Source organism: Sphingobacterium sp. UDSM-2020 (genome assembly GCF_016132525.1).
Taxonomy (GTDB): Bacteria; Bacteroidota; Bacteroidia; order Sphingobacteriales; family Sphingobacteriaceae; genus Sphingobacterium; species Sphingobacterium anhuiense.
Genome location: NZ_CP066166.1, coordinates 4,838,201 through 4,857,985, shown reverse-complemented (window position 1 = coordinate 4,857,985; position 19,785 = coordinate 4,838,201). Strand labels below are relative to the sequence as shown.

General features: G+C 34.6%; 18 protein-coding genes and 1 pseudogene. 13 read left to right on the top strand and 6 right to left on the bottom strand.

Annotation, left to right across the window (positions count from 1 at the left end; genetic code table 11):
* Both JAZ75_RS20510 and JAZ75_RS20505 read right to left on the bottom strand, forming a co-directional pair.
* Entirely contained in the window at nucleotides 1-1,644 is a 1,644-nt protein-coding gene (locus JAZ75_RS20510) for a serine hydrolase (protein ID WP_208698057.1), read from the bottom strand.
* 62 nt (nucleotides 1,645-1,706) lie between these two features.
* Nucleotides 1,707-2,033: a DUF6249 domain-containing protein gene (locus JAZ75_RS20505; RefSeq protein WP_168126633.1), complete on the bottom strand. Its 327-nt coding sequence runs from the start codon at nucleotides 2,031-2,033 to the stop codon at nucleotides 1,707-1,709.
* Between the two features lie 124 nt (nucleotides 2,034-2,157).
* Here JAZ75_RS20505 and JAZ75_RS20500 point away from each other — a divergent pair, with 124 nt between their 5' ends.
* Both JAZ75_RS20500 and JAZ75_RS20495 read left to right on the top strand, forming a co-directional pair.
* The gene (locus JAZ75_RS20500; protein ID WP_208698055.1) at nucleotides 2,158-2,745 is read left to right on the top strand and encodes an RNA polymerase sigma factor; all 588 of its coding nucleotides are present in this window, start codon (nucleotides 2,158-2,160) and stop codon (nucleotides 2,743-2,745) included.
* On the top strand, nucleotides 2,742-3,107 hold the full coding sequence (locus JAZ75_RS20495) for a hypothetical protein (RefSeq protein ID WP_208698053.1): 366 nt from the start codon (nucleotides 2,742-2,744) through the stop codon (nucleotides 3,105-3,107). The genes JAZ75_RS20500 and JAZ75_RS20495 overlap by 4 nt, the downstream gene beginning before the upstream one ends.
* 131 nt (nucleotides 3,108-3,238) lie before the next feature.
* Here JAZ75_RS20495 and JAZ75_RS20490 read toward each other — a convergent pair whose 3' ends face one another.
* From JAZ75_RS20490 to JAZ75_RS20480, 3 genes are all read right to left on the bottom strand, one after another.
* Nucleotides 3,239-3,865, bottom strand: a complete 627-nt coding sequence (locus JAZ75_RS20490) for a carbohydrate-binding family 9-like protein (protein ID WP_208698051.1) — start codon at nucleotides 3,863-3,865, stop codon at nucleotides 3,239-3,241.
* A gap of 191 nt (nucleotides 3,866-4,056) precedes the next feature.
* Nucleotides 4,057-5,286 carry a DUF5009 domain-containing protein gene (locus tag JAZ75_RS20485; protein ID WP_208698049.1) on the bottom strand — a complete coding sequence of 410 codons (1,230 nt, stop codon included), beginning with the start codon at nucleotides 5,284-5,286 and terminating at the stop codon, nucleotides 4,057-4,059.
* Between the two features lie 44 nt (nucleotides 5,287-5,330).
* Entirely contained in the window at nucleotides 5,331-6,377 is a 1,047-nt protein-coding gene (locus JAZ75_RS20480; RefSeq protein WP_208698047.1) for a glycoside hydrolase family 18 protein, read from the bottom strand.
* A 259-nt stretch (nucleotides 6,378-6,636) separates the two neighbouring features.
* Here JAZ75_RS20480 and JAZ75_RS20475 point away from each other — a divergent pair, with 259 nt between their 5' ends.
* The 7 genes and pseudogenes from JAZ75_RS20475 to JAZ75_RS20450 all read left to right on the top strand — a co-directional run bounded on the left by JAZ75_RS20475 (nucleotide 6,637) and on the right by JAZ75_RS20450 (nucleotide 11,192).
* Nucleotides 6,637-7,188: a sigma-70 family RNA polymerase sigma factor gene (locus JAZ75_RS20475; RefSeq protein WP_208698045.1), complete on the top strand. Its 552-nt coding sequence runs from the start codon at nucleotides 6,637-6,639 to the stop codon at nucleotides 7,186-7,188.
* 9 nt (nucleotides 7,189-7,197) lie between these two features.
* Entirely contained in the window at nucleotides 7,198-7,470 is a 273-nt protein-coding gene (locus JAZ75_RS20470) for a hypothetical protein (RefSeq protein ID WP_208698044.1), read from the top strand.
* 76 nt (nucleotides 7,471-7,546) lie between these two features.
* Nucleotides 7,547-7,996: a DUF417 family protein gene (locus JAZ75_RS20465; protein WP_208698042.1), complete on the top strand. Its 450-nt coding sequence runs from the start codon at nucleotides 7,547-7,549 to the stop codon at nucleotides 7,994-7,996.
* Between the two features lie 11 nt (nucleotides 7,997-8,007).
* A pseudogene (gene msrA, locus JAZ75_RS26255) lies at nucleotides 8,008-8,583 on the top strand (peptide-methionine (S)-S-oxide reductase MsrA); the annotation flags it as partial.
* A 60-nt stretch (nucleotides 8,584-8,643) separates the two neighbouring features.
* Nucleotides 8,644-9,114, top strand: coding sequence for a peptide-methionine (R)-S-oxide reductase MsrB (gene msrB / locus JAZ75_RS26250; protein WP_262708415.1), 471 nt, complete (start codon nucleotides 8,644-8,646; stop codon nucleotides 9,112-9,114).
* A 488-nt stretch (nucleotides 9,115-9,602) separates the two neighbouring features.
* Nucleotides 9,603-10,040 carry a nuclear transport factor 2 family protein gene (locus tag JAZ75_RS20455; RefSeq protein ID WP_132768317.1) on the top strand — a complete coding sequence of 146 codons (438 nt, stop codon included), beginning with the start codon at nucleotides 9,603-9,605 and terminating at the stop codon, nucleotides 10,038-10,040.
* Between the two features lie 207 nt (nucleotides 10,041-10,247).
* Nucleotides 10,248-11,192 (top strand): aldo/keto reductase, encoded by a 945-nt coding sequence (locus tag JAZ75_RS20450; protein ID WP_132768315.1) that lies wholly within the window; start codon nucleotides 10,248-10,250, stop codon nucleotides 11,190-11,192.
* A gap of 334 nt (nucleotides 11,193-11,526) precedes the next feature.
* Here JAZ75_RS20450 and JAZ75_RS20445 read toward each other — a convergent pair whose 3' ends face one another.
* On the bottom strand, nucleotides 11,527-12,291 hold the full coding sequence (locus JAZ75_RS20445; protein WP_132839744.1) for a response regulator transcription factor: 765 nt from the start codon (nucleotides 12,289-12,291) through the stop codon (nucleotides 11,527-11,529).
* Between the two features lie 95 nt (nucleotides 12,292-12,386).
* Here JAZ75_RS20445 and JAZ75_RS20440 point away from each other — a divergent pair, with 95 nt between their 5' ends.
* From JAZ75_RS20440 to JAZ75_RS20425, 4 genes are all read left to right on the top strand, one after another.
* On the top strand, nucleotides 12,387-13,037 hold the full coding sequence (locus JAZ75_RS20440; protein ID WP_132839746.1) for a DUF1349 domain-containing protein: 651 nt from the start codon (nucleotides 12,387-12,389) through the stop codon (nucleotides 13,035-13,037).
* A gap of 572 nt (nucleotides 13,038-13,609) precedes the next feature.
* Nucleotides 13,610-16,666 carry a SusC/RagA family TonB-linked outer membrane protein gene (locus JAZ75_RS20435; RefSeq protein WP_208698038.1) on the top strand — a complete coding sequence of 1,019 codons (3,057 nt, stop codon included), beginning with the start codon at nucleotides 13,610-13,612 and terminating at the stop codon, nucleotides 16,664-16,666.
* 11 nt (nucleotides 16,667-16,677) lie between these two features.
* Entirely contained in the window at nucleotides 16,678-18,144 is a 1,467-nt protein-coding gene (locus JAZ75_RS20430; protein ID WP_208698036.1) for a RagB/SusD family nutrient uptake outer membrane protein, read from the top strand.
* Between the two features lie 32 nt (nucleotides 18,145-18,176).
* Entirely contained in the window at nucleotides 18,177-19,769 is a 1,593-nt protein-coding gene (locus JAZ75_RS20425; protein WP_208698034.1) for an arylsulfatase, read from the top strand.
* The last annotated feature ends 16 nt before the right edge of the window (nucleotides 19,770-19,785 follow it).

Here is a 19,785-nt window from a genome sequence, read left to right as displayed (position 1 = left end):
CTACAATTTATGTGCTTTCATTTCACTATTCTGAATTTTGTTTAAACCAATGATTTTGTTTTTGGAATCAATCTGAAAGATAAGGGAAGCATCTAGGTCTCGCGCGAAGAATTTATGTTTTGCAAAGGGTACAAGTTCTTTTTTATCAGGACCAACCTGTCCATAAAGTTTATTATGCTCTAGGGTTACTTTAAATACCGGTCCTGGATTAAATTGATAACTACCCACATATTCTTGCAATAACTTTAAAGGTAGTTTAATGCTGTTATATAATGTTATCTCATTGTTTTCCCGATAGCCATTGACCGATATTCCTGTACTCTTCATTATAAAGTTAGCTTCCTTAGATCGTCCTTTTCCAATGAAATCTAAAATGATTAAACTATTTCCTAAAGTAAATTGATCTTTTGCAATTGGAATTAATCGAGTTTTTGTTCCTCCAAGAGTATAGTACATCAGATAACCATCTTCTAATCGGATAATGTATTTTGTGTCATTATCGAGTTTATAAACTCCTTGATAAGTAGCTAATTGCTTAGTTGTTAAAATAACTTCATGAGCTGTATATGGTTTTCCTAAACTTATAGCGAGCATTTTTGACCCCAATAGATCTAGATCTACTGGGCTATCACTATTTCTAAATATAGATATGGCTATTTGCTCTTCTGGTAAATAAGCGACATAAGTATAAAACCCATTGATTACTCCCACATGCTTAACACTGAGAGTTCCTTGTACATTACCGATTTCCCAACCGTACCCATATCCAGTTAACCTTCCATTCGTTAGTTTAAAAGATGTAAAGGCTTTTTTAATCGTTTCAGGTTTCAGAAGTAAGCCATTAGACAGCGCTTTATACCAAATTTGTATATCTCTGGGAGTGGAAGCTAATGATCCTGCTGCATACGGCAATGTCATGCTTAAGAAATTCGTATTTTGATAACTTCCATTTCTTTGTGAATAGCCAGATACCCGCCCTTTAATAATTTTAACAGGATCGTCGAAGTAAGAGTGTACCATTCCTAATGGTTTAAAAATATTCTCTTCAATATATGTTGCATAAGATTGACCCGTAATTTTTTCAATGATACTGCCCAATAATACATAACCAGAATTAGAATACTTATAATTGGTTCCTGGTTCGTATTCAAGGGGCTCATCCTTAAAAAGATTAATTAGTGCTGTTGGCGTTAAATCTTTCCTTTTTAATTCTTCAGTAAAGCTACTCAGACCTGTATAATTTTTTATTCCAGCAGTGTGCGTAAGAAGAGCCTCAATAGAGATTATTTTATTTTTCGTCGGAAATTCCGGAATGTATTTTCGAATATCATCTTGGAGCGATAATTTACCTTGTTCTAGAAGCTTTAAGATCGCACAGGCTGTAAACTGTTTGGAAATTGAACCTAAGCGAAATACATGGTCTAATCCCATGTCAATATCCAGTTCTATATTAGCTTTTCCGGATGTATTCTTGTAAAGAATTTGATTACCTTTTGTGAGGCATATAACAGTGCCAGGTGCATTATTAGGAAGCTCACTTTTGACGATTGAGTCAAATAAGATAACATTTTGTTGCGCAATACTTATGCTAGGTGAAAGAATGGAAAATCCAAGACATAGCAATGCCATAAATGATAGTTTCATTTTAAAAAATTTAGGTAAATATTAAATTAGATTGATATGAGTAATTGTGCTAATCCTTCTGCTTATTTCTTTTTGAGTAAATAGAAAGATGTAATTAGAGCTACACCCAATCCAAGAAAAATACATGTCATCATCAATGTCAGTTTTTGTAGAGGGAATAGCACACTTAACATAGTGCCACTAACAATGCCCAATGAAATTCCAATACTGATAATACCTATTACTAATAATAGTGGTCTGAAATCTGATTGACCTTTGAAGTAATCCGGTTTCAATCCTCTTTCCAGAATTTCCATTCGCTCTTTGTGTCTAGTGGTGAAATAGTAATAACTGATTCCAAATACAACGAGAGAAATAGATATAAATAGTGCTGCTGATGTGCTTTGCATGTCAAATTATTTATTGTTTATTTCTTAATGAGACTGAAAATTTTTATCATTGGTCACCAATGTGACCAATTTTTTTTTAAACGAGTCTAAGCATTAGTATAAGAAAATTAATCTAGCCACAAGTATGCTGTTTGGACAACCCCGTAAGAAAGAAGATTATTATTTGCAAAAGGCGATTCAGGGTGAAAGAGAAGGGTTTGAATATCTTGTGGCTACGTATAGAAACTTAGCATATACACTTGCTCTTAAAATTTGTGGTAATAGTGAAAATGCTGAAGAAGTAGTGCAGGATGCCTTTATGAAGGCCTTCAGTGGATTAGCACATTTTCGTAACGCGGCAAAATTTTCAACATGGCTTTATAAAATTGTGTATTACACTGCATTAACTAAAAAAAGAAATCAACGTAATGACACACAGGAGCTTAATGAAAACTCAGGTGCAACTGCTTATATATCGGATGAAAAAAAAGAATTTAATAATTTAGTAGTTGCTGATCGACAGAAGTACATCAATTTGGCCCTCAACCAGCTTGGAGAAGAGGAGAGGATTGTAATCACTCTTCACTATCTGGGCGAAAAAAGTATTTCCGAGATCTCAGAAATACTTGACCTTGGAAAATCAGCAGTTAAAATGAAACTGCTACGTGCAAGAAAAAAGTTAGAAAAAGCTCTTAAGGACTTACTTAATGACGAATTAAAGGATATATTATGAAAGATAGAATATTAAAAGAAAATGATCCATTAGCTAACTTGCTCAACCGAGAATTAATGGATGTTCCTTCTTCTGAGTTTTCAGATAAATTACTCCATTCTTCAATAGCGAGTTATAAAGTCAGTTATCGGATAAAATATCTGAAGCAAGAACGTTTGGGCAAGATCATTATGCTTGTGCTTATTTTTTTTAATTTAATGATGTTACATATTTTGAACCCTCTAAAGCTGAGTACCGTCGTTTCATTCTTTTTTCTAGCAACAGCCGTTTCCATTGGATTATTATGTCTATGGATACTATTGAAATCAGCTCATAAGACCACAAATAAAATAGAATTAAAATTGCATTCGCAAAATAATTAATCAAATATTACAGGCTAAGAAAATTTGATCATATCAGTGCTTAAACCTGAAAACTAAATCAGAATTAGGTTTTATAAAGTTCTTGTTAAGAAATATGATGAGAGACATAATACGAAAGATCTAACTCATCTTTATTGAAAGTTTATATTTCCAAAAAAATCTATAGCATGAAACTGTGGATGCGGTAAATGAATAGGAGACCAAGATAAATAATGAGGCTGTTCCAATTTATCACCGCATTTATAAAAGTTCCCTTTAAACTTTTGATTAGCAAATGAATCCATTGGATTTAAATAGAAAGCAGTTAATGGTATGATGACAGCTAGTTGCCAAGAGGTTGTTTGATTTTGAATATTGATCGGATCGCTACCTAAAGAGGACCATCGCTTGATACTGTTTAATATAGGTTCTGTGGCCAATGCACGTTTTCCAGGCTTACCTGCCTGCATTAATAACTTTCCGATACAGTTGAATTCAAAATTATAATAGGTTAAATCAGAGGCCTGAGGTTGGACAAAAAATTCAACACATGCATCTTGAAATACTTTCCCGTTATCATGATTAGTAACAGCCCGTACATGTTTCTCCTCCACTAGGTAATGAATTAATAAAGCCTTATCGGTATATGCAATAGCAAAACTAACCTGCGGTTTATAGGGATATGTAGACCAATTCACCTGATCAATAGCTTGATAGGTAATAGCCGCTTTATTAAAAAAAAGAGGGATATCTTTAGGATCAGCTATATCCGTTTTCAATCTCACTACTGTTAAAGACTTTGACCTGTTATGCACTTTGGCAGTTAAGTTACATGTTGTAAATACCGCGAAAAAAATAAGTACAGCTCGAATCGAATTTCTCATTATAGATATAAGGTAAATATTTAAGTCAGCTATGGTGCTAGTATCAAAGCTTATTTAGAACACAACATAATCATATTTTCTATGTTTTATAGCCGTAGTTTTATATTCATTTTTTCAAAAAGGCCAGCTGTCCAGATTACTAAAATAGCAAAAAGAAAGCAATTAAGAAGACCTGGCAACCCAGAGGTTAATTGATCGGGTAATGTAATTAAGGTTAAACTAGAGGCTGCATAATACAAATAAGGTATACAATAAGTAGTAAGTGTACTTGTACCAGCTGGTTTGATCCATTTAAACCATCCTGTCAAGTTATAATAGGTTAAGATATCCATTAAAGTATATGTCAAGAGAGAAATACATAAGACATAAAATAACCAAGGTAATGTCGCCGAGATTTTATTTACAATCCAATATTGATGACAGAAATATCCCATCGCTAAACTGATCAACCCAGATAAAATGATATAGAACCATTGCATGCTTTTAGATAATTTTTCCATTTTAGCAAGTGACATACTGAGTATTACACCACCCATGGTGAAAGCTGTTAATACGCCATTGCCGATATGAAATAGCGCAATGAATCCGTCAATAAAATTACCTTTTGGTAGATTTAAGATTGAAGTTCCACCAAACTCTGCTTTTAATGGCGTTTTAAGAATTGCGATCAAAATAAGGATGACAGCACTGTAAAATAGGTATTTCTGTCGATCAGAAAATAGTAAATAAGCAGTCGCACAAAAGAAATAAGAAAAACCAATCATCCCAAGAATACCCCAATTCGAAGAAAATACAGATCCATTTGCTCCTCTAAAGCTAATTGCTAAATAGAGAAGTATGAGTACACCTATTATTTTTAAGATGGGGATCAGGCCTTGTATTCGATGATTCGTAACCTTTGAATAGTCGTTCCAGATGGCAACAAAAGCTAGGATCATCAGTACCCAATAGATAGCGATTGAATAAGGAGTGTCTGCCGCTAGCCCGGCTTCGGAATTTCCGATAAAAACTCCAGTAATCAAAAGTGCAAATGTACGGGACAAAATATGTTTTATTGTCGATAGCGATTCATATCCTTTAGTATACCGTATCTCGATTGCATAAGGTATGGATAAACCGACAGAAAAAAGAAAGCATGGAAATATAACATCTGCTAGCCCCATAAAATCTTCTCCATAAGCGGCATGCTCAAGATAATGGGGAACGTCATGAATTTTCCAAAAATCATTAACAAAGATCATAATCAACATGGTCAGTGCCCGCATCATATCAATTGCTGGATTCCGCTTATGATAAAATAAACTTTGCTTTTCCATTCTTTCAGAATAAGGTTATTCCTGTACTTATGTTCAATTGTTGATTACTCGAATATTCCTGAATAAACTGTACTTCGAAGTATTCCATCTTCTGTATCACCAGCATATTCCCAATACATAGCTCCTAATAAACCTTTTGTTCTTATAAAATCGCACTTGAGCCTGATGGATTCGGGGCTTTCATAGGACAAAACAAATTCTCCTTGTTGATTGACCATGTAATTCGCTTTTGCAACATCATCCCATTTTTTTTCCAATCCTTGTAGCTTTAATAAGTCTTTGTAATCGATAAAACTTTTAACTTCTTCCTTATTTCCTCTTCCATAAAAGGGTATTCCTAAAACAAGTTTGTGAGCAGGCATCCCCGCGGTAATATGTGCTGCTACTGCTTCTTCACATGTTGTATTACCAGACAATGCTGATCGGTATAGGCTCGCATGGTGGTAAGGAGGATTACCGGAATCGTAGGTCATGATATTGACAAAATTTAGATAAGGTGCAACTATATCGAAAGCCACATATTTACCACTTGCCACAGAAGCCATAGTTAGCAATTTTTTAGTGCCAATAGCTTTTCTAATCGCTTTCATCAATAAACTAAAATTATGGGTATCATTAATATGGGAAGATATACCTGCGGCCGAACTAGTAGGGTATTCCCAGTCAATATCAATACCATCTAAATGAAATTGTTTGACAGCTCGAGCGCAATCTTTGGCAAATTGCTCTCTTTTAGTGTTATCTGAGGCCATCTCACTAAATCGGCCACTTCCCCAACCACCGATCGACAATAATACCTTAAGATGAGCATATTTTTTCTTCAGATCGACAATCGATTGTAACCGTGTTTCATTATCGATACGAATACCATTAAAAGCATCATTAACATGACCAAATGCGTAATTAATATGTGTAATCTGTGTTGGATCGGGTATATCTGATGTCCAGGAAGTTACATAGGCTACTATAACCTTACTAGGTTTCTTTTTCGCAAAAATGGGTGAGACAGTAGATATTAGCAGTATTAACACAATAATAAGCTGAAAGGAAAAAAACGCTATACACGATTTCTCATTCTTTTTAACTAGCATAAGTTTCAATATATTAGATCTTTTTTTTAATGTTAGGTTAGTCCTATCTGTAAATATAATATATTATTTGTTGATAATCAATTCATTCTATATCTTTTTTTCTAACAAGATAAATTGTCTGAACTAAAATGAAAAGTATATTTAAACATCCTTTTATTTAGCATTAATCTACCCAATCTGCTTACATCCTCCGGTTAATGTTGATAGAAGTCAGAAGTTTATTCTTTAACTTTATAAACCAGTATATTTGAATTGCAGCATGAATGAAAAGATAGAGACAATTAATAAGTGGATTGACCAATACAGTCTGCCCTTATTAAAAAGAGCAATGTATTTAGTGTCTGATAAAGAAGATGCCGAGGATTTGGTACAAGATGTTTTTATAAATGCCTTTGAGTCATATACTAACTTCAAGGGTAATAGTAGTCCCTTAACTTGGCTCATACGTATCTTAAAGAATAAAGTTGCTGATTTCTATCGTAAAAAGTACCGTCATAACGATCAGATCAGTTTGGATTATTTTTTTGATGAATCAGGATCATGGAAAAGTGATGATATACTATATGAGTGGAACGAAGAACAAAATCTGCTGGATGACAAAGAGTTCCATATTGCTTTGGAAGAGTGTTTAGAAGGTCTTCCTTTAAAGTGGAAAATCCCTGTAAAGCTTTATTATCTCGAAGAAAAAAAGGCAGCTATAGTTTGTCAGGAAACCGGAATTACAACGACTAACCTTTGGAAAATACTTCAGAGAAGTCGTTTACAATTACGGGCCTGTTTGGAAAATAATTGGTTTAATACTCAAAATTAAAACATTACTATGTTAAAAAGAACCATACACTTTTTACTGCTCTCTTGTTCTGAGACGACTTTGTTAATTGAACTGCAAAATGCTGACGAATTATCATTAATTCAAAGACTAAGATTAAAGGGACATCTTTCTATTTGTAAATGGTGCCGCGCTTATGAGAGAAAGTTTATTTTTATGGATACACTTTTGCGCAACAATCTGAATAAAGGGCATAATCAGGTTATTCATGAAGATGATATACAGGAGTTTAAAAGTAAAATAAAAAGTAAAATTAAAACTTAATCTTTTTTGTCAGGATTTGAAAGTATCAGCGACTATTGATGTAAAGAAACATCACTGAACTTTAAAATCAATCAAAATGCATGCAAAAAACAAAAATAATGATCCAAATATAGGGTCTTCGTTAGGTTACTATATTTCGTTTGGAGGAGCAGTTCTTATTTTACTTTGGATAGGAATATTTAAGTTTACACCTACGGAGGCAAATGCGATTAAACCACTGATAGAAAATCATCCACTATCGGCTTGGATGTATACCATATTGAGTGTGCAAACCGTATCGAATATAGTTGGTGTAGTGGAAATTTTGGTAGCAATTTTACTGATTCTGACATTAAAATTTGACGAACTGAAAAAATATGCAGGATTTGCAATGTGCGTCATATTCCTGATGACATTGAGTTACTTATTCACCACACCAAATATTTGGAAGATTATAGATGGCGTACCCTATACAGATTTTTTTATACTTAAAGATCTGATGTATCTAGGATTTGGTATGCATTTGGTAAGTTATAAGACAGTTTAAAACATAAAACAATGAAAAATACATTAATAATATTGATATGTTCTATTGGAGTTGTCACATTGATGGCAATGGGTCTTGCTTTAAAGAAAAAGACAATAGAGCCACTAAATAAAATACCAACCGACATGAATCGTAAAACTAAAGAAATTTATTTTGCAGGAGGATGCTTTTGGGGTACAGAGCATTTTTTTAAACAAGTAAGAGGTGTTACTGCTACAGAAGTAGGATATGCGAATGGAACAGTTTTAAAACCAACTTATGAGGCAGTTTCTAAAGGTGTAACAGGAGCTGCAGAAACCGTTAAAGTTGTCTATGACCCCGAAGAAATTGATTTAGCACTGTTAATTGACTTGTTTTTCAAAACGATCGATCCAACACTTTTAAATCAACAAGGGAATGATATAGGAACCCAATACCGGACAGGTATTTTTTTCTCCAATAAAGAAGATGAAAGTTTAGTACATCAAAAAATTGAGGAATTAGGAAGGGCTTATCCGCAAAAGAAAATAGTGGTAGAATTTGGACCTGTAAAGAGTTTTTATGATGCAGAAACATATCATCAAGATTATTTGGACAAGAATCCTGGAGGCTATTGTCATATAGGAGCAGATTTATTTGAATTAGCAAAGAAGGCAAATCCTGTCAAAGTGGGGGAATATAAAAAAAAGGATAAAGAAACCTTAAAAAAAGAACTTACGGATATCCAGTACAATGTAACGCAAAAAAACGCTACCGAAAGAGCTTTTGATAATGAGTACTGGAATGAATTTAGAGAAGGGATCTATGTTGATGTGACTACAGGCGAACCATTGTTTATATCTTCAGATAAGTTTGAGTCGGATTGTGGATGGCCAAGTTTTTCAAAACCGATTAGTGAGAAAATAGTGAAGGAACTATCGGATAATTCATACGGAATGGAACGTACTGAGGTGCGCAGTAAGACAGGCGATGCACATTTAGGACATATTTTTAATGATGGTCCAGCAGATAAAGGAGGTTTAAGATATTGTATCAATAGTGCATCTATCAAATTTATTCCTAAAGATGAAATGGCTACGAAAGGTTATGCTAAGTATATCGCATTGTTAGAGAAAAAAGATCAGAAGTCAATTAAATAACATGTTGTTAGGTAGTTCTTTATTTTATAATCATTTTCGAATTATCAGGATGGAAATTTATACAGAAGATCATCCGTACATGATAAAGTTATTTATATAAGTGTTATCATTAAATAGGCGATGTGTTAAAATTATTATAGACAATCTCAGAGAGAGTAAGATATTTTAAAGATGAACTTACTCTCTTTTTTTATCTATTTATTTTTCCCTCGAACCGCTTAAAATATCTATTCATATACATTTAACAGGGCCGTAATTTATAACATGCATTCACGCGACGTCATTTACTTTAATAATGATGGATTGTCTATTCACCTTCAGTATACTGTTTTTTAGCGAGTTTAATATATTGTTAATCTAAATGTAATAAACAATATACGTTGTTTGTCTTAATTTTGAATCAGAAAGTTAAAGGAAATTATTAAGGGAAAAATTATCCAAAAATCTACTCATTTAAAGCACAACAAACGAGTACTAAAAAATAAAACATGATGACAACGTTAGTAAAAACATTCGCAGCGGTAGCATTAGTAACTTTAGGTAGCATTACTATGGCGGCAGATAAACCAGAAAAAAGTATGGTTAATCTTTCTACAGCTAACTTAGCAATTGGTCAATATATAGAAATCATTACCGAAGGACAATCAATAGGATTAGAGCAATTGTTTGCAAGCGATTTTAATCAGAAAGTCCAAGGGACACATGCAAAAACAAATAGTCGATCAGAACTTATTAACTTCTTTAAAAAGCAAAAAGGAGAGCGATTAAACTGTAAGACTACTACACAGATTTTAGAAACCTCCAAAGACTACGCTATTGCCAAAGTGATCATGCAATTCGATAGCTTTACCAAGATTGACATTGTAACTTTAATCAATGATAAGGGGACTTGGAAAATAACGGACTCCGTCACCTCATATAAATAGAAAATTTCACTGAAAAATATAGGTTTTATATCAGGCCATATCGTTAGATATGGCTTTTTCTATTAGACATACATTTCTATAATATTACTCTTTTTGTTCTAAGATATTATAACTTTATTAGAACTAAAGAGTCAACATCTTGACAAACTGATGAATTTATTAAAATGTGAATAAGTTATTTTTACTGAAATATTTATTTGAATAAACATGAAAAAAGTAACAATTAAAAATACAGATTTAGAAATTGCTCCGATCAATTTTGGAGGTAATGTTTTTGGATGGACTTTAGATGAAAAAGAATCATTTGATATTTTAGACGCGTTTGTAGATGAAGGTTTTAATTTTGTGGATACTGCAGATACATATTCTTGGTGGGTGAATGGAGTAGGAGGCCAGTCTGAGACTATCATTGGAAAATGGATGACGCTACGTAATAACAGAGAAAATATTGTCATTGCAACAAAAGTGGGATCTGAAACAAAAGAACATCCTGTTGATATCAGTAAAAAACATATCTTGAAATCCGTTGATGAATCTTTACAGCGTTTAGGTACAGACCATATCGATCTGTATTATACGCATTTTGATGATCAAATAACACCAATTGAGGAAACATTATCTGCGTATGACGAAATTATTAAGGCTGGTAAAGTTCGTTATATTGCAGCTTCTAATCTATCCCCTAAGCGATTGATAGAATCTTTTGATGTTGCTGAGAAGAACAATTTTCCGAAATATGTAGCGCTTCAACCACATTATAATTTGATGGAACGCACTACTTTTGAAAAGGATTACGCACCTTTAGTTGAAAAATATGATTTAAGTACTTTTTCATACTGGTCATTAGCCGCCGGATTTCTAACAGGAAAATATAGAAATGAATCAGATCTTAACAAGAGTGCGCGTGGTGAAGGAGTGCGGAAATATTTAAATGCTGAGGGATTAAATGTGCTGTCAGCTCTTGATAAAATCGCATTGAAATATCATACACAACCAGCAACAATAGCCTTAGCGTGGCTACTGGCCAATCCATTAATTACAGCACCAATAGTAAGCGCAACGAGTAATAATCAATTGAAAACGCTATTTGATGCTCCTAAAATCACTTTAGATCAGGAAGATTTAGCATTATTGAATGAGGTCAGTAAATAATTGAGATTTTGGTACTAATGGTAAGAATATTATTTATAATGGTATAAATTACGGATGTTTAAAAAGTAAAGGATCTGTCTAATTATTTTTTAAGTAGCTTTATGATAACACACTGTGTTGCTCAATACATAAATATGAAGACCATACTACTTATACTGCTCATTATAGTCGCTTTATTGATGATTTACTTTGGAATTAGAGGAAATCTATTACCCCCCATATTAACTGGATTAGGATTTATTATTATAGCAATCTTATTTAAAATCGGCGTCAAGAAATAATTTGACGCCGATTTTAAATTATATCGCTTGGGAAAATAGGTCATCTATATCAACTATTTAAACAAGTTTAAAGAAGATGCGATCCGGCATGCTTCAATTGAATTCGTAACACGAAGTTTTTCAAGAATATTTTGTCGGTGTCGATTGACAGTATTAATACTGATGGAGAGGTCATCAGCAATTTCTTTACTGCGTCTGCCAATTTTTATTAAACTAAGAATTTCTATCTCTCGCTTGGATAATAAATTGCTACTTTCCTGTTTTTCAGGTTGAATAATTTGCCCTGTAACACTGTTCACAATAAAGCCCTCGTAAGACTCTGTGTTATCGGACAAATGAGCAAAATTGTATAAACATAGGGCTAACCAAATACTGCCATTAGGTGAATTCTGAACATAATACATGCGATGGGATATCCATATATACTGACCTTCCTGATTGTACATCCTGATCTTACTAATGACATGAAAATTGTGACGGTCAGTAAGAGGTATATGTTTTATAAAATGAAAATATTGCAATTCAAGGATATGCTTCCGTAGTAGATCATCAGGGTGAATAAGCTTGAAAATTGCATCTTCCCATATGGAATCAATCTCTGAATCATGATCTGATAATCCTAGTGTTTGGGCAAGCCCTCCGTTGTAGATATAGCTTTTGTCATTTTTAAGATCACTCAAAACCGCTATCGCATTCTCAATATGAGCATAAAATTGTGCAATATATTGACATTGCTGAAGCAGTTTGTGAGGATCTGGCTCTTTCTCAAATACTTGCTCTAAAAGCTTTTCGTTAAGAACTCCTGCAATGTTATTCATATCTTAAAAAATGGTTATTTATCAGTATTGATAATCTTTAAACACTCGTATACCTTTGCTAAAGTAAAAAATTATAAGATTATTTGAATACAGAGATGAAGAAATTAATACTACTTATGATGACTGTCCTTTGCCAACAGTTGACAATGGCACAAAATCTAACGAAAATGCAGTGGTTTAATGAACCGGCAAAGTGGGAGGTAAAAGACCAAACGCTGAGTATGTTCGTAACACCCCAGAGTGATTATTGGCGTATATCGCATTATGGATTTACTGTTGACGATGCTCCATTTTATTATGGAACTTATGGTGGTGAGTTTGAGACAAAAGTAAAAATTTCTGCTGACTATAAAGCGAGATTTGATCAGATGGGATTGATGCTACGGATTGATAAAGAAAATTATATTAAAGCAGGAATCGAGTTTGTTGATGGAAAATACAATTTAAGTACTGTCGTGACACACCGCACCAGTGATTGGAGTATCATCAGTCTAGAAAAAGCCATTCCATACGTATGGATAAAAGCTGTAAGGAGGTTGGATGCTGTAGAGATATTTTACTCTTTTGATGATAAAAATTATACTTTAATGCGTAATGCCTATTTACAAGATAATACACCTGTTATGGTGGGCTTAATGGCGGCATGTCCTGATGGTAATGGTTTTAATGCAACATTTGAGCATTTCGAAGTGAAACATCTTGCTGATCAAAGACGCTTAGAATGGTTAAAAAATCATGCAAACTAAATGGTACATGTTCATGCACCAATAAAAAAATAGAATTACCCCTGTATTTTTAGTGAAAATTTAATAACTGAATCGGATAATAGCTACAGATTAGCTTTATCCGATTTTTCATTTCCTTTTTTGATGTTAATGCATTGGTATTGTTGTCAATATAAAAATTTGTTTGACAGATAATATGATTACTAAACGATGCTATATGGTGCTTTAGTTCAGGTTTTAAAAATAATTACATTAAATCTACTTAGTTAGTAGACTTTATTAAATTTATTTTTATATTTGCCTTATCGTTACTCAATTGGCGTTGGCAAACGAAACCGAAATTAATATTCATTATTTAACAAAGTTTATGAAAAACAACCTTACTAACCCATCTACAAGAGCAGTCTCCGTGACTGATTATGTTTCCTTTAATTTACCTTCCTGCTGGATGCGAATGTGCATCTAATTTCAAAAAATCTTCTTTAAAAAAATAGGGGAAGCTTTAACGCTCCCCCAAGTTTGGATATAATGAACCACAAGTCTTCAATTGGCGTTGGCACTTGTAAGTATTCACTATTAAACACCGTAAAACTATGAAAAAATTAGGAGTACTTCGGTATTCTATACTTATTTTGTTCTTAATACGCAGCCTGAATTCGCTGTATGCTCAAATAGAACCTAAACCGATAATAAATGCCTCCTTAGTTGGTACAGTTATCGATGCTTCCAGTAAAGAACCCATTGAAGGTGTTACTGTGCAATTGGAAGCAGTAACACATAGTGTAAAAACAGATGGAAATGGGCGGTTTCAATTTGTCACAGGTCAAAAACTCCCTTTTACGCTGATTGTATCTTTTGTCGGGTATGAAAAGAAAAAGATTGTTATCAATACATCACCTACTGTAATTGAATTAAGCCCTACTACGGAAGATCTTGATGAAGTCGTAGTGGTAGGCTATGGTACGCAGAAACGCCGCGATTTGACGGGATCAGTTGCTTCCTTAAATGAGTCTTTATTGAAACAGAATGTATCATCGCTAGATCAGACTTTGAAAGGTGGTATATCAGGGGTGCAGGTTACGCAAACTTCTGGGCAGCCGGGCGGTGGTGTCAGTATCCGTATTCGTGGAGGCGCATCTATTCAGGGGGGAAATGAACCCTTATATGTTATTGATGGTTTTCCCATATATAATCAAACAGAGAGTACTGGAGTAGGTAGTGGAACTCCTGTCAATCCCATGTCGAGCATCAATCCAAGTGATGTCGAAAGTATTGAAGTTTTAAAAGATGCTGCTGCAACAGCAATCTACGGTTCTCGTGGTGCTAACGGAGTAATATTGGTGACAACTAAGAAAGGTAAAGCAGGTCGTGTACAACTGAGCTATGATGGTAGTATAGGACAACAGCAGGTGTTAAAAAAAATAGATGTCCTAACAGCTCCAGATTTTGCTATTCTTCGCAATGAGGCCTTATATGATGCCTATCCCAATCTGGGAAAATTTCAGTACCTCACACAAGACAAAATCGATCAATTAGGTTCAGGAACAAATTGGCAAAAAGAAGCTTTCCAAAATGGACAGATTACGAATCATCAATTATCTTTATCAGGTGGAGCTGAACAGGTGCAATATTTTATTGGAGCTAATTATTTTGACCAAGATGGAGTAATTAAAAATACAGATTTTAAGCGTTTAGGTTTCCGTTCCAATATCAATGCTAATCCTTTTAAGCGCTTAAATGTTGGCGCTAATTTTTCAATTAACAGAACAACATCTCAAATTGCACCATCAGGAATTGTCAATGCATTATTGATAATGCCTCCAACCGCAACCATATATGATGCCGATGGATCTTACACATTAAGAAATCCGTTTGAAAACATTTTTGCAAATCCTATTGCAACATTAAAAGAAACCACCAATACATCAAACGCATTACGCATTTTGGGAACTTCATTTGCTCAATATGATATTATAGAAGGGCTTCAAGCGAAAGTGCTATTAGGTGTAGATTTAAACAATAGGACCGATAAATTTTATTTGCCTTCTTACATCTACGAGGGAGCAGGTAACAATGGAAAAGCAAATTTAGGTAATCTAGATTCATATTCATGGCTGAATGAAAATACGTTAAACTATACCACTTCTTTTCAAGATCATCATTTAAATGCTTTAGTTGGATTTACGCAACAGGAAGCAAAGAATGAGACCTTCAACGCGGGAGCTGAAAATTTCGTAACGGATGATCTTTTGTATAACAGTCTGCAAAGTGGATCAACCCTTGTCCGTCCAAATTCCGATGCTTATTCTTGGATACTGCATTCTTATCTGGCTCGTGTAAATTATAATTATGCCAATAAATATTATTTATCAGCCAGTATCAGGCGCGACGGTAGCTCTAGATTTGGAGCTGATAATAAATGGGGAAATTTTCCTTCTTTAGCTTTTTCATGGAGAGCTAGCAACGAAAGCTTTTTTAAAGAAACGTTCAGTGCGATCAATGATTTAAAAATCCGAGCTAGTTTTGGAACTACGGGCAACCAGGAGATCGGTCAGTATCAGTCGCTTTCGACATTATATAACTTAAATTATTTATTTGGCAATAAAATAGTAACCGGTTTTGCTTCGCAACGTATACCAAATAAAAATTTAGGTTGGGAAACGACCTATCAGTATGATGGAGGATTTGATATTGCGCTATTTAACAGTAAACTACAGTTTACCTTAGACTACTACTACAAAAAAACCACCGATTTATTACTTAATGTTGAAATTCCATGGACATCAGGTTATGCATCTTCTTTACAGAATTTTGGTTCAGTTTCCAACAAAGGATTTGAATTTGGCTTGAAAACCAGGAACCTAAATGGAAAATTTGTGTGGAATACAGATGTGAACTTTTCATTCAATCGAAATCAAGTATTAACCATTGGTACAGGAGCACAATCTTATATTTCTGGAAATTATATCATTAAAGTTGGTGAACCTCTCGGAACTTTTTATGGCACACAGATCGATGGAATTTTACAAAAAGGAGAGGAATCAACTAAAGGTTTATTTACTGGAAATGCCATACCAAAAGCTGGGGATCGTCTTTACAAAGATATCGACGGTGACGGTAAATTTACAACAGCAAATGACCGTGGCATCATTGGAAATGCACAACCAGATTTTATTTTTGGACTAACCAATACGCTTTCTTATCGCGGCTTTGATCTTACTTTTTTAATACAAGGAACAGTTGGCAATGAGTTACTTAATATCAATCGTCAAAACTTGGAAATGTTTACGGGACAACAAAATGCATCAACAGATGCTTTAGACAGATGGACTGAAACAAATGCCAGTCAAAGCTATCCTAGAGCGAAATTAGATCCTGCTCCAATTTTTTCAGATCAGTTTGTTGAGAATGGTTCATTTGTCAGATTAAAGTCTTTTCAATTTGGCTATACCATTCCTAAACATGTATTAAATGCTACTCGAATATCCAATTTGAATGTATACCTATCTGGACAAAATTTACTTACCTGGAGTAAGTACAAAGGTTTTGATCCTGAAGTGACATCAGGTAGTAACGTACAGATAGGGACAGATTCTGGAATTTATCCAGCTTCACGCTCCCTCACAGTAGGTCTTTCTTTAACATTTTAATCCAGAGGTACATGAAAATTACAAATATATTATTCGCATCCACATTATTGATTGGAATCGTATCATGCTCAAAATTAGATGAGAAACCGGAAAGTCTACTGGTTTCTGAGCAATTTTATCTGAATGAAAATCAAGCTGTTTCTGCTGTTAACGGAACATATCGAAAACTATATGAAAGCGGACAGTCCATCTATAATAGTCTTTTTCAAATTGGAGTAGAAATGGCGACTGATGATTATGAAGCCGGACCAAGAGCGCGGAATGCACATGTACGTGCGATCAGTAACTTGACACACGATGCATCGAATGACCGTATGGAACAATTGTGGAAACAAAGTTACGACGCTATAAATGCTTCAAATCAAAATATTGAATACATCGCTTTGATATCACCTGAAAAGATTAATGACGCAATCCGTAAGCGTTTAATTAATGAAGCCAAGTTTTTAAGAGCACTGCATTATTTTAATTTAGTTCGTTGGTTTGGTCCCGTTCCTTTGGTTCTAAAACCTGTAACATCACTTAGCACGGAAGAGCTTTATGTGACCAAGGCTTCTGAAAAAGAAGTCTATAACCAAATTATTGCAGATCTTAAAGATGCAGAAAATCTACCCAATTATAAATCTTACGGTGACAACGATAAAGGAAGAGCTTCATCAGGAGCTGCCAAAAGTATACTGGCAAAGGTATATTTAACACAACAAGATTGGTCAAATGCAAAATTAAAAGCACAGGATGTAATTGATAAAGAGGGATATGATTTGTTTCCCGAATTTACGGATGTATTCAATATCGATAAGAAAAACGGTATTGAACATATTTTCTCTGCACAATTCAAAGGGAACAGTGGATATCAGGGAAATTCGCTTGCAAGTAGATCTGCACCTGCGGATATTCCGGGTATTAATGGTGACTATGCGGATGCTTGGCATGCTGAAGGTGGTTTATATGGTACTTTTTCTAAACAGGATAAACGTTTAAATACCACATTTACTACAGGGATGATTTCTCCGGTCGATGGTAAGTATTATGCTCTTGCAAAACCTCAATTTAATAAATATTATGATGAGAGTGTAGTAGGCAACCAAAGTCAATCTTCTAAAAATTTACCCATTATTCGTTATGCTGAAGTATTGCTCATATTGGCAGAAGCTGAAAATGAGCTCAATGGATCAACTTTACTAGCACAGACTTCTCTAAATAAAGTTAGAGTGCGTGCAGCAACAGGTGATATCGAAAAAAATTTAAGTAAAGATGATTTTAGAGAAGCAGTATTTGAAGAGAGAAGGAAGGAGTTAACTTTTGAATATCAAAGGTGGTTTGACTTAGCGCGCAGAGGGGCAACCTATTATGTTGCAAAACTAAAGGCCGCAGGTAAAACCAATGCGGCTCCAAGACATATTCATTTTCCCACGCCACAACGCGAACTGAATTTAAATCCAAATCTTAAACAGCATCCAGATTGGGTTAATAATTAAAATCAATTCACATTCATTAAAAATTTCACATAATGAAAAGAAACTATTATTTATTGACGCTCTTAATGACTTTAAGCAGCCTCGCTGGATGGTCCCAGGACAAACGTCCAAATGTGATCTTGATTTTGGTCGATGATCTCGGTTTTTCAGATATTGAACCATATGGTGCATCTGATATCCATACCCCAAATCTAACAGAATTGGCATCTCAAGGAACTCGTTTTCAAGAATTTTATAACAACTCGATCTGTGCTCCAACAAGAGCATCTTTATTGACAGGGCAATATGCCCATAAGGCAGGACTAGGTTATTTCAATGTAAACCTTGGACTTCCTGCATATCAAGGTTTCTTGAATAAAGAATCGCCAACGTTGGCAGAAGTCTTAAAAAAGGCAGGTTATTCCACTATTATATCAGGCAAATGGCATGTTGGGGACGATTACGATCAGTGGCCGGCACAACGAGGATTTGAACGGTCGTTCAATTTTGTAGGAGGTGCGTCTAATTTTTATGAAATCAGCGATTCTACTGAAGCGACAGTGCCTTTGTACAAGAATAATAAACCCTTCTATTTACCTAAAGATCGATATCTGACCGATGAAATTACCGATCAGGCAATTGGATTTTTGAAAGAGCAACATCAAGATAAAAAGCCATTCTTTCTATACCTAGCCTTTAATGCACCACACTGGCCTCTACAGGCACCAGAAGAAGAAACGCAAAAGTATCAGGAGACTTATACTATTGGTTGGGACAGTTTACGCACAAAACGATATGAAAACGCTATTAAACAAGGCGTATTCCCTGCAAAGCAGAAAATAAGTGCTAAAGATACATTAACGCAAGAATGGAATAAATTAACCTATGATGAGCAACAATACTGGAAAAGAAGACAACAAGTATTTGCAGGTATGATTGATCGTGTGGATCAAAGTATCGGTAAGATTCGTCAGACCCTAAAAGAGTTAAAAGTTGATGACAATACAATCATTATATTTTTGTCTGACAATGGTGCACAAGGTGGTGATCGAGCCCGTATTTATACAAGCAGAAACACGGGTACTGTTGGTTCTGCAGGATCTTATGATGTGCAAAATAGCAATTGGTCACAAACGGGAAATTCACCATTAAGAAGTTACAAGGATAACCCATACGAGGGCGGTATTGGCGCTCCTTTTATTGTTTGGTACCCTAAGGAAGTAAAAGCCAACACCATTAAAAGAGGAACTGGACATCTAATTGATATTGCTCCAACATTATATGATTATGCCCAAGCAAAGTACCCAAATACGAATTATGGGACCGCTACCAATACACTTCCCGGAGTGAGCCTTAGAAAACTGTTAAATACTGATCTGGCACAGGTGGAGCGTAATCAAGCTTTATTTTGGGAACGTGCCGGCAATCGAGCTGTCCGTTTCGGAAAATGGAAACTGGTGTCTACCTATCGTAACGGGAATAATGTAGAGTTATATGACATCGATACAGATAGAGGAGAGAATCATAATGTCGCGTCTCAGAATCCTCAAGTTGTAAAACAGCTTGAAGAACTGTATCGAAAATGGGCAAAGGAAAACGACGTTGTCAATTATGACCGAATCAAAGGACAATCCTCATTTCGCTAACATTTAAAATCAAACA

What these genes read in the sequence shown, in the direction of transcription:
- JAZ75_RS20470 (WP_208698044.1), top strand. Translation starts at nt 7,198, where the DNA reads ATGTTAAAAAGAACCATACACTTTTTACTGCTCTCTTGTTCTGAGACG.
- JAZ75_RS20500 (WP_208698055.1), top strand. Translation starts at nt 2,158, where the DNA reads ATGCTGTTTGGACAACCCCGTAAGAAAGAAGATTATTATTTGCAAAAG.
- JAZ75_RS20445 (WP_132839744.1), bottom strand. Translation starts at nt 12,291, where the DNA reads ATGAATAACATTGCAGGAGTTCTTAACGAAAAGCTTTTAGAGCAAGTA.
- JAZ75_RS20425 (WP_208698034.1), top strand. Translation starts at nt 18,177, where the DNA reads ATGAAAAGAAACTATTATTTATTGACGCTCTTAATGACTTTAAGCAGC.
- JAZ75_RS20455 (WP_132768317.1), top strand. Translation starts at nt 9,603, where the DNA reads ATGATGACAACGTTAGTAAAAACATTCGCAGCGGTAGCATTAGTAACT.
- JAZ75_RS20440 (WP_132839746.1), top strand. Translation starts at nt 12,387, where the DNA reads ATGAAGAAATTAATACTACTTATGATGACTGTCCTTTGCCAACAGTTG.
- JAZ75_RS20505 (WP_168126633.1), bottom strand. Translation starts at nt 2,033, where the DNA reads ATGCAAAGCACATCAGCAGCACTATTTATATCTATTTCTCTCGTTGTA.
- JAZ75_RS20510 (WP_208698057.1), bottom strand. Translation starts at nt 1,644, where the DNA reads ATGAAACTATCATTTATGGCATTGCTATGTCTTGGATTTTCCATTCTT.
- JAZ75_RS20465 (WP_208698042.1), top strand. Translation starts at nt 7,547, where the DNA reads ATGCATGCAAAAAACAAAAATAATGATCCAAATATAGGGTCTTCGTTA.
- JAZ75_RS20435 (WP_208698038.1), top strand. Translation starts at nt 13,610, where the DNA reads ATGAAAAAATTAGGAGTACTTCGGTATTCTATACTTATTTTGTTCTTA.
- JAZ75_RS20475 (WP_208698045.1), top strand. Translation starts at nt 6,637, where the DNA reads ATGAATGAAAAGATAGAGACAATTAATAAGTGGATTGACCAATACAGT.
- JAZ75_RS20450 (WP_132768315.1), top strand. Translation starts at nt 10,248, where the DNA reads ATGAAAAAAGTAACAATTAAAAATACAGATTTAGAAATTGCTCCGATC.
- JAZ75_RS20485 (WP_208698049.1), bottom strand. Translation starts at nt 5,286, where the DNA reads ATGGAAAAGCAAAGTTTATTTTATCATAAGCGGAATCCAGCAATTGAT.
- JAZ75_RS20480 (WP_208698047.1), bottom strand. Translation starts at nt 6,377, where the DNA reads ATGCTAGTTAAAAAGAATGAGAAATCGTGTATAGCGTTTTTTTCCTTT.
- JAZ75_RS20495 (WP_208698053.1), top strand. Translation starts at nt 2,742, where the DNA reads ATGAAAGATAGAATATTAAAAGAAAATGATCCATTAGCTAACTTGCTC.
- JAZ75_RS20430 (WP_208698036.1), top strand. Translation starts at nt 16,678, where the DNA reads ATGAAAATTACAAATATATTATTCGCATCCACATTATTGATTGGAATC.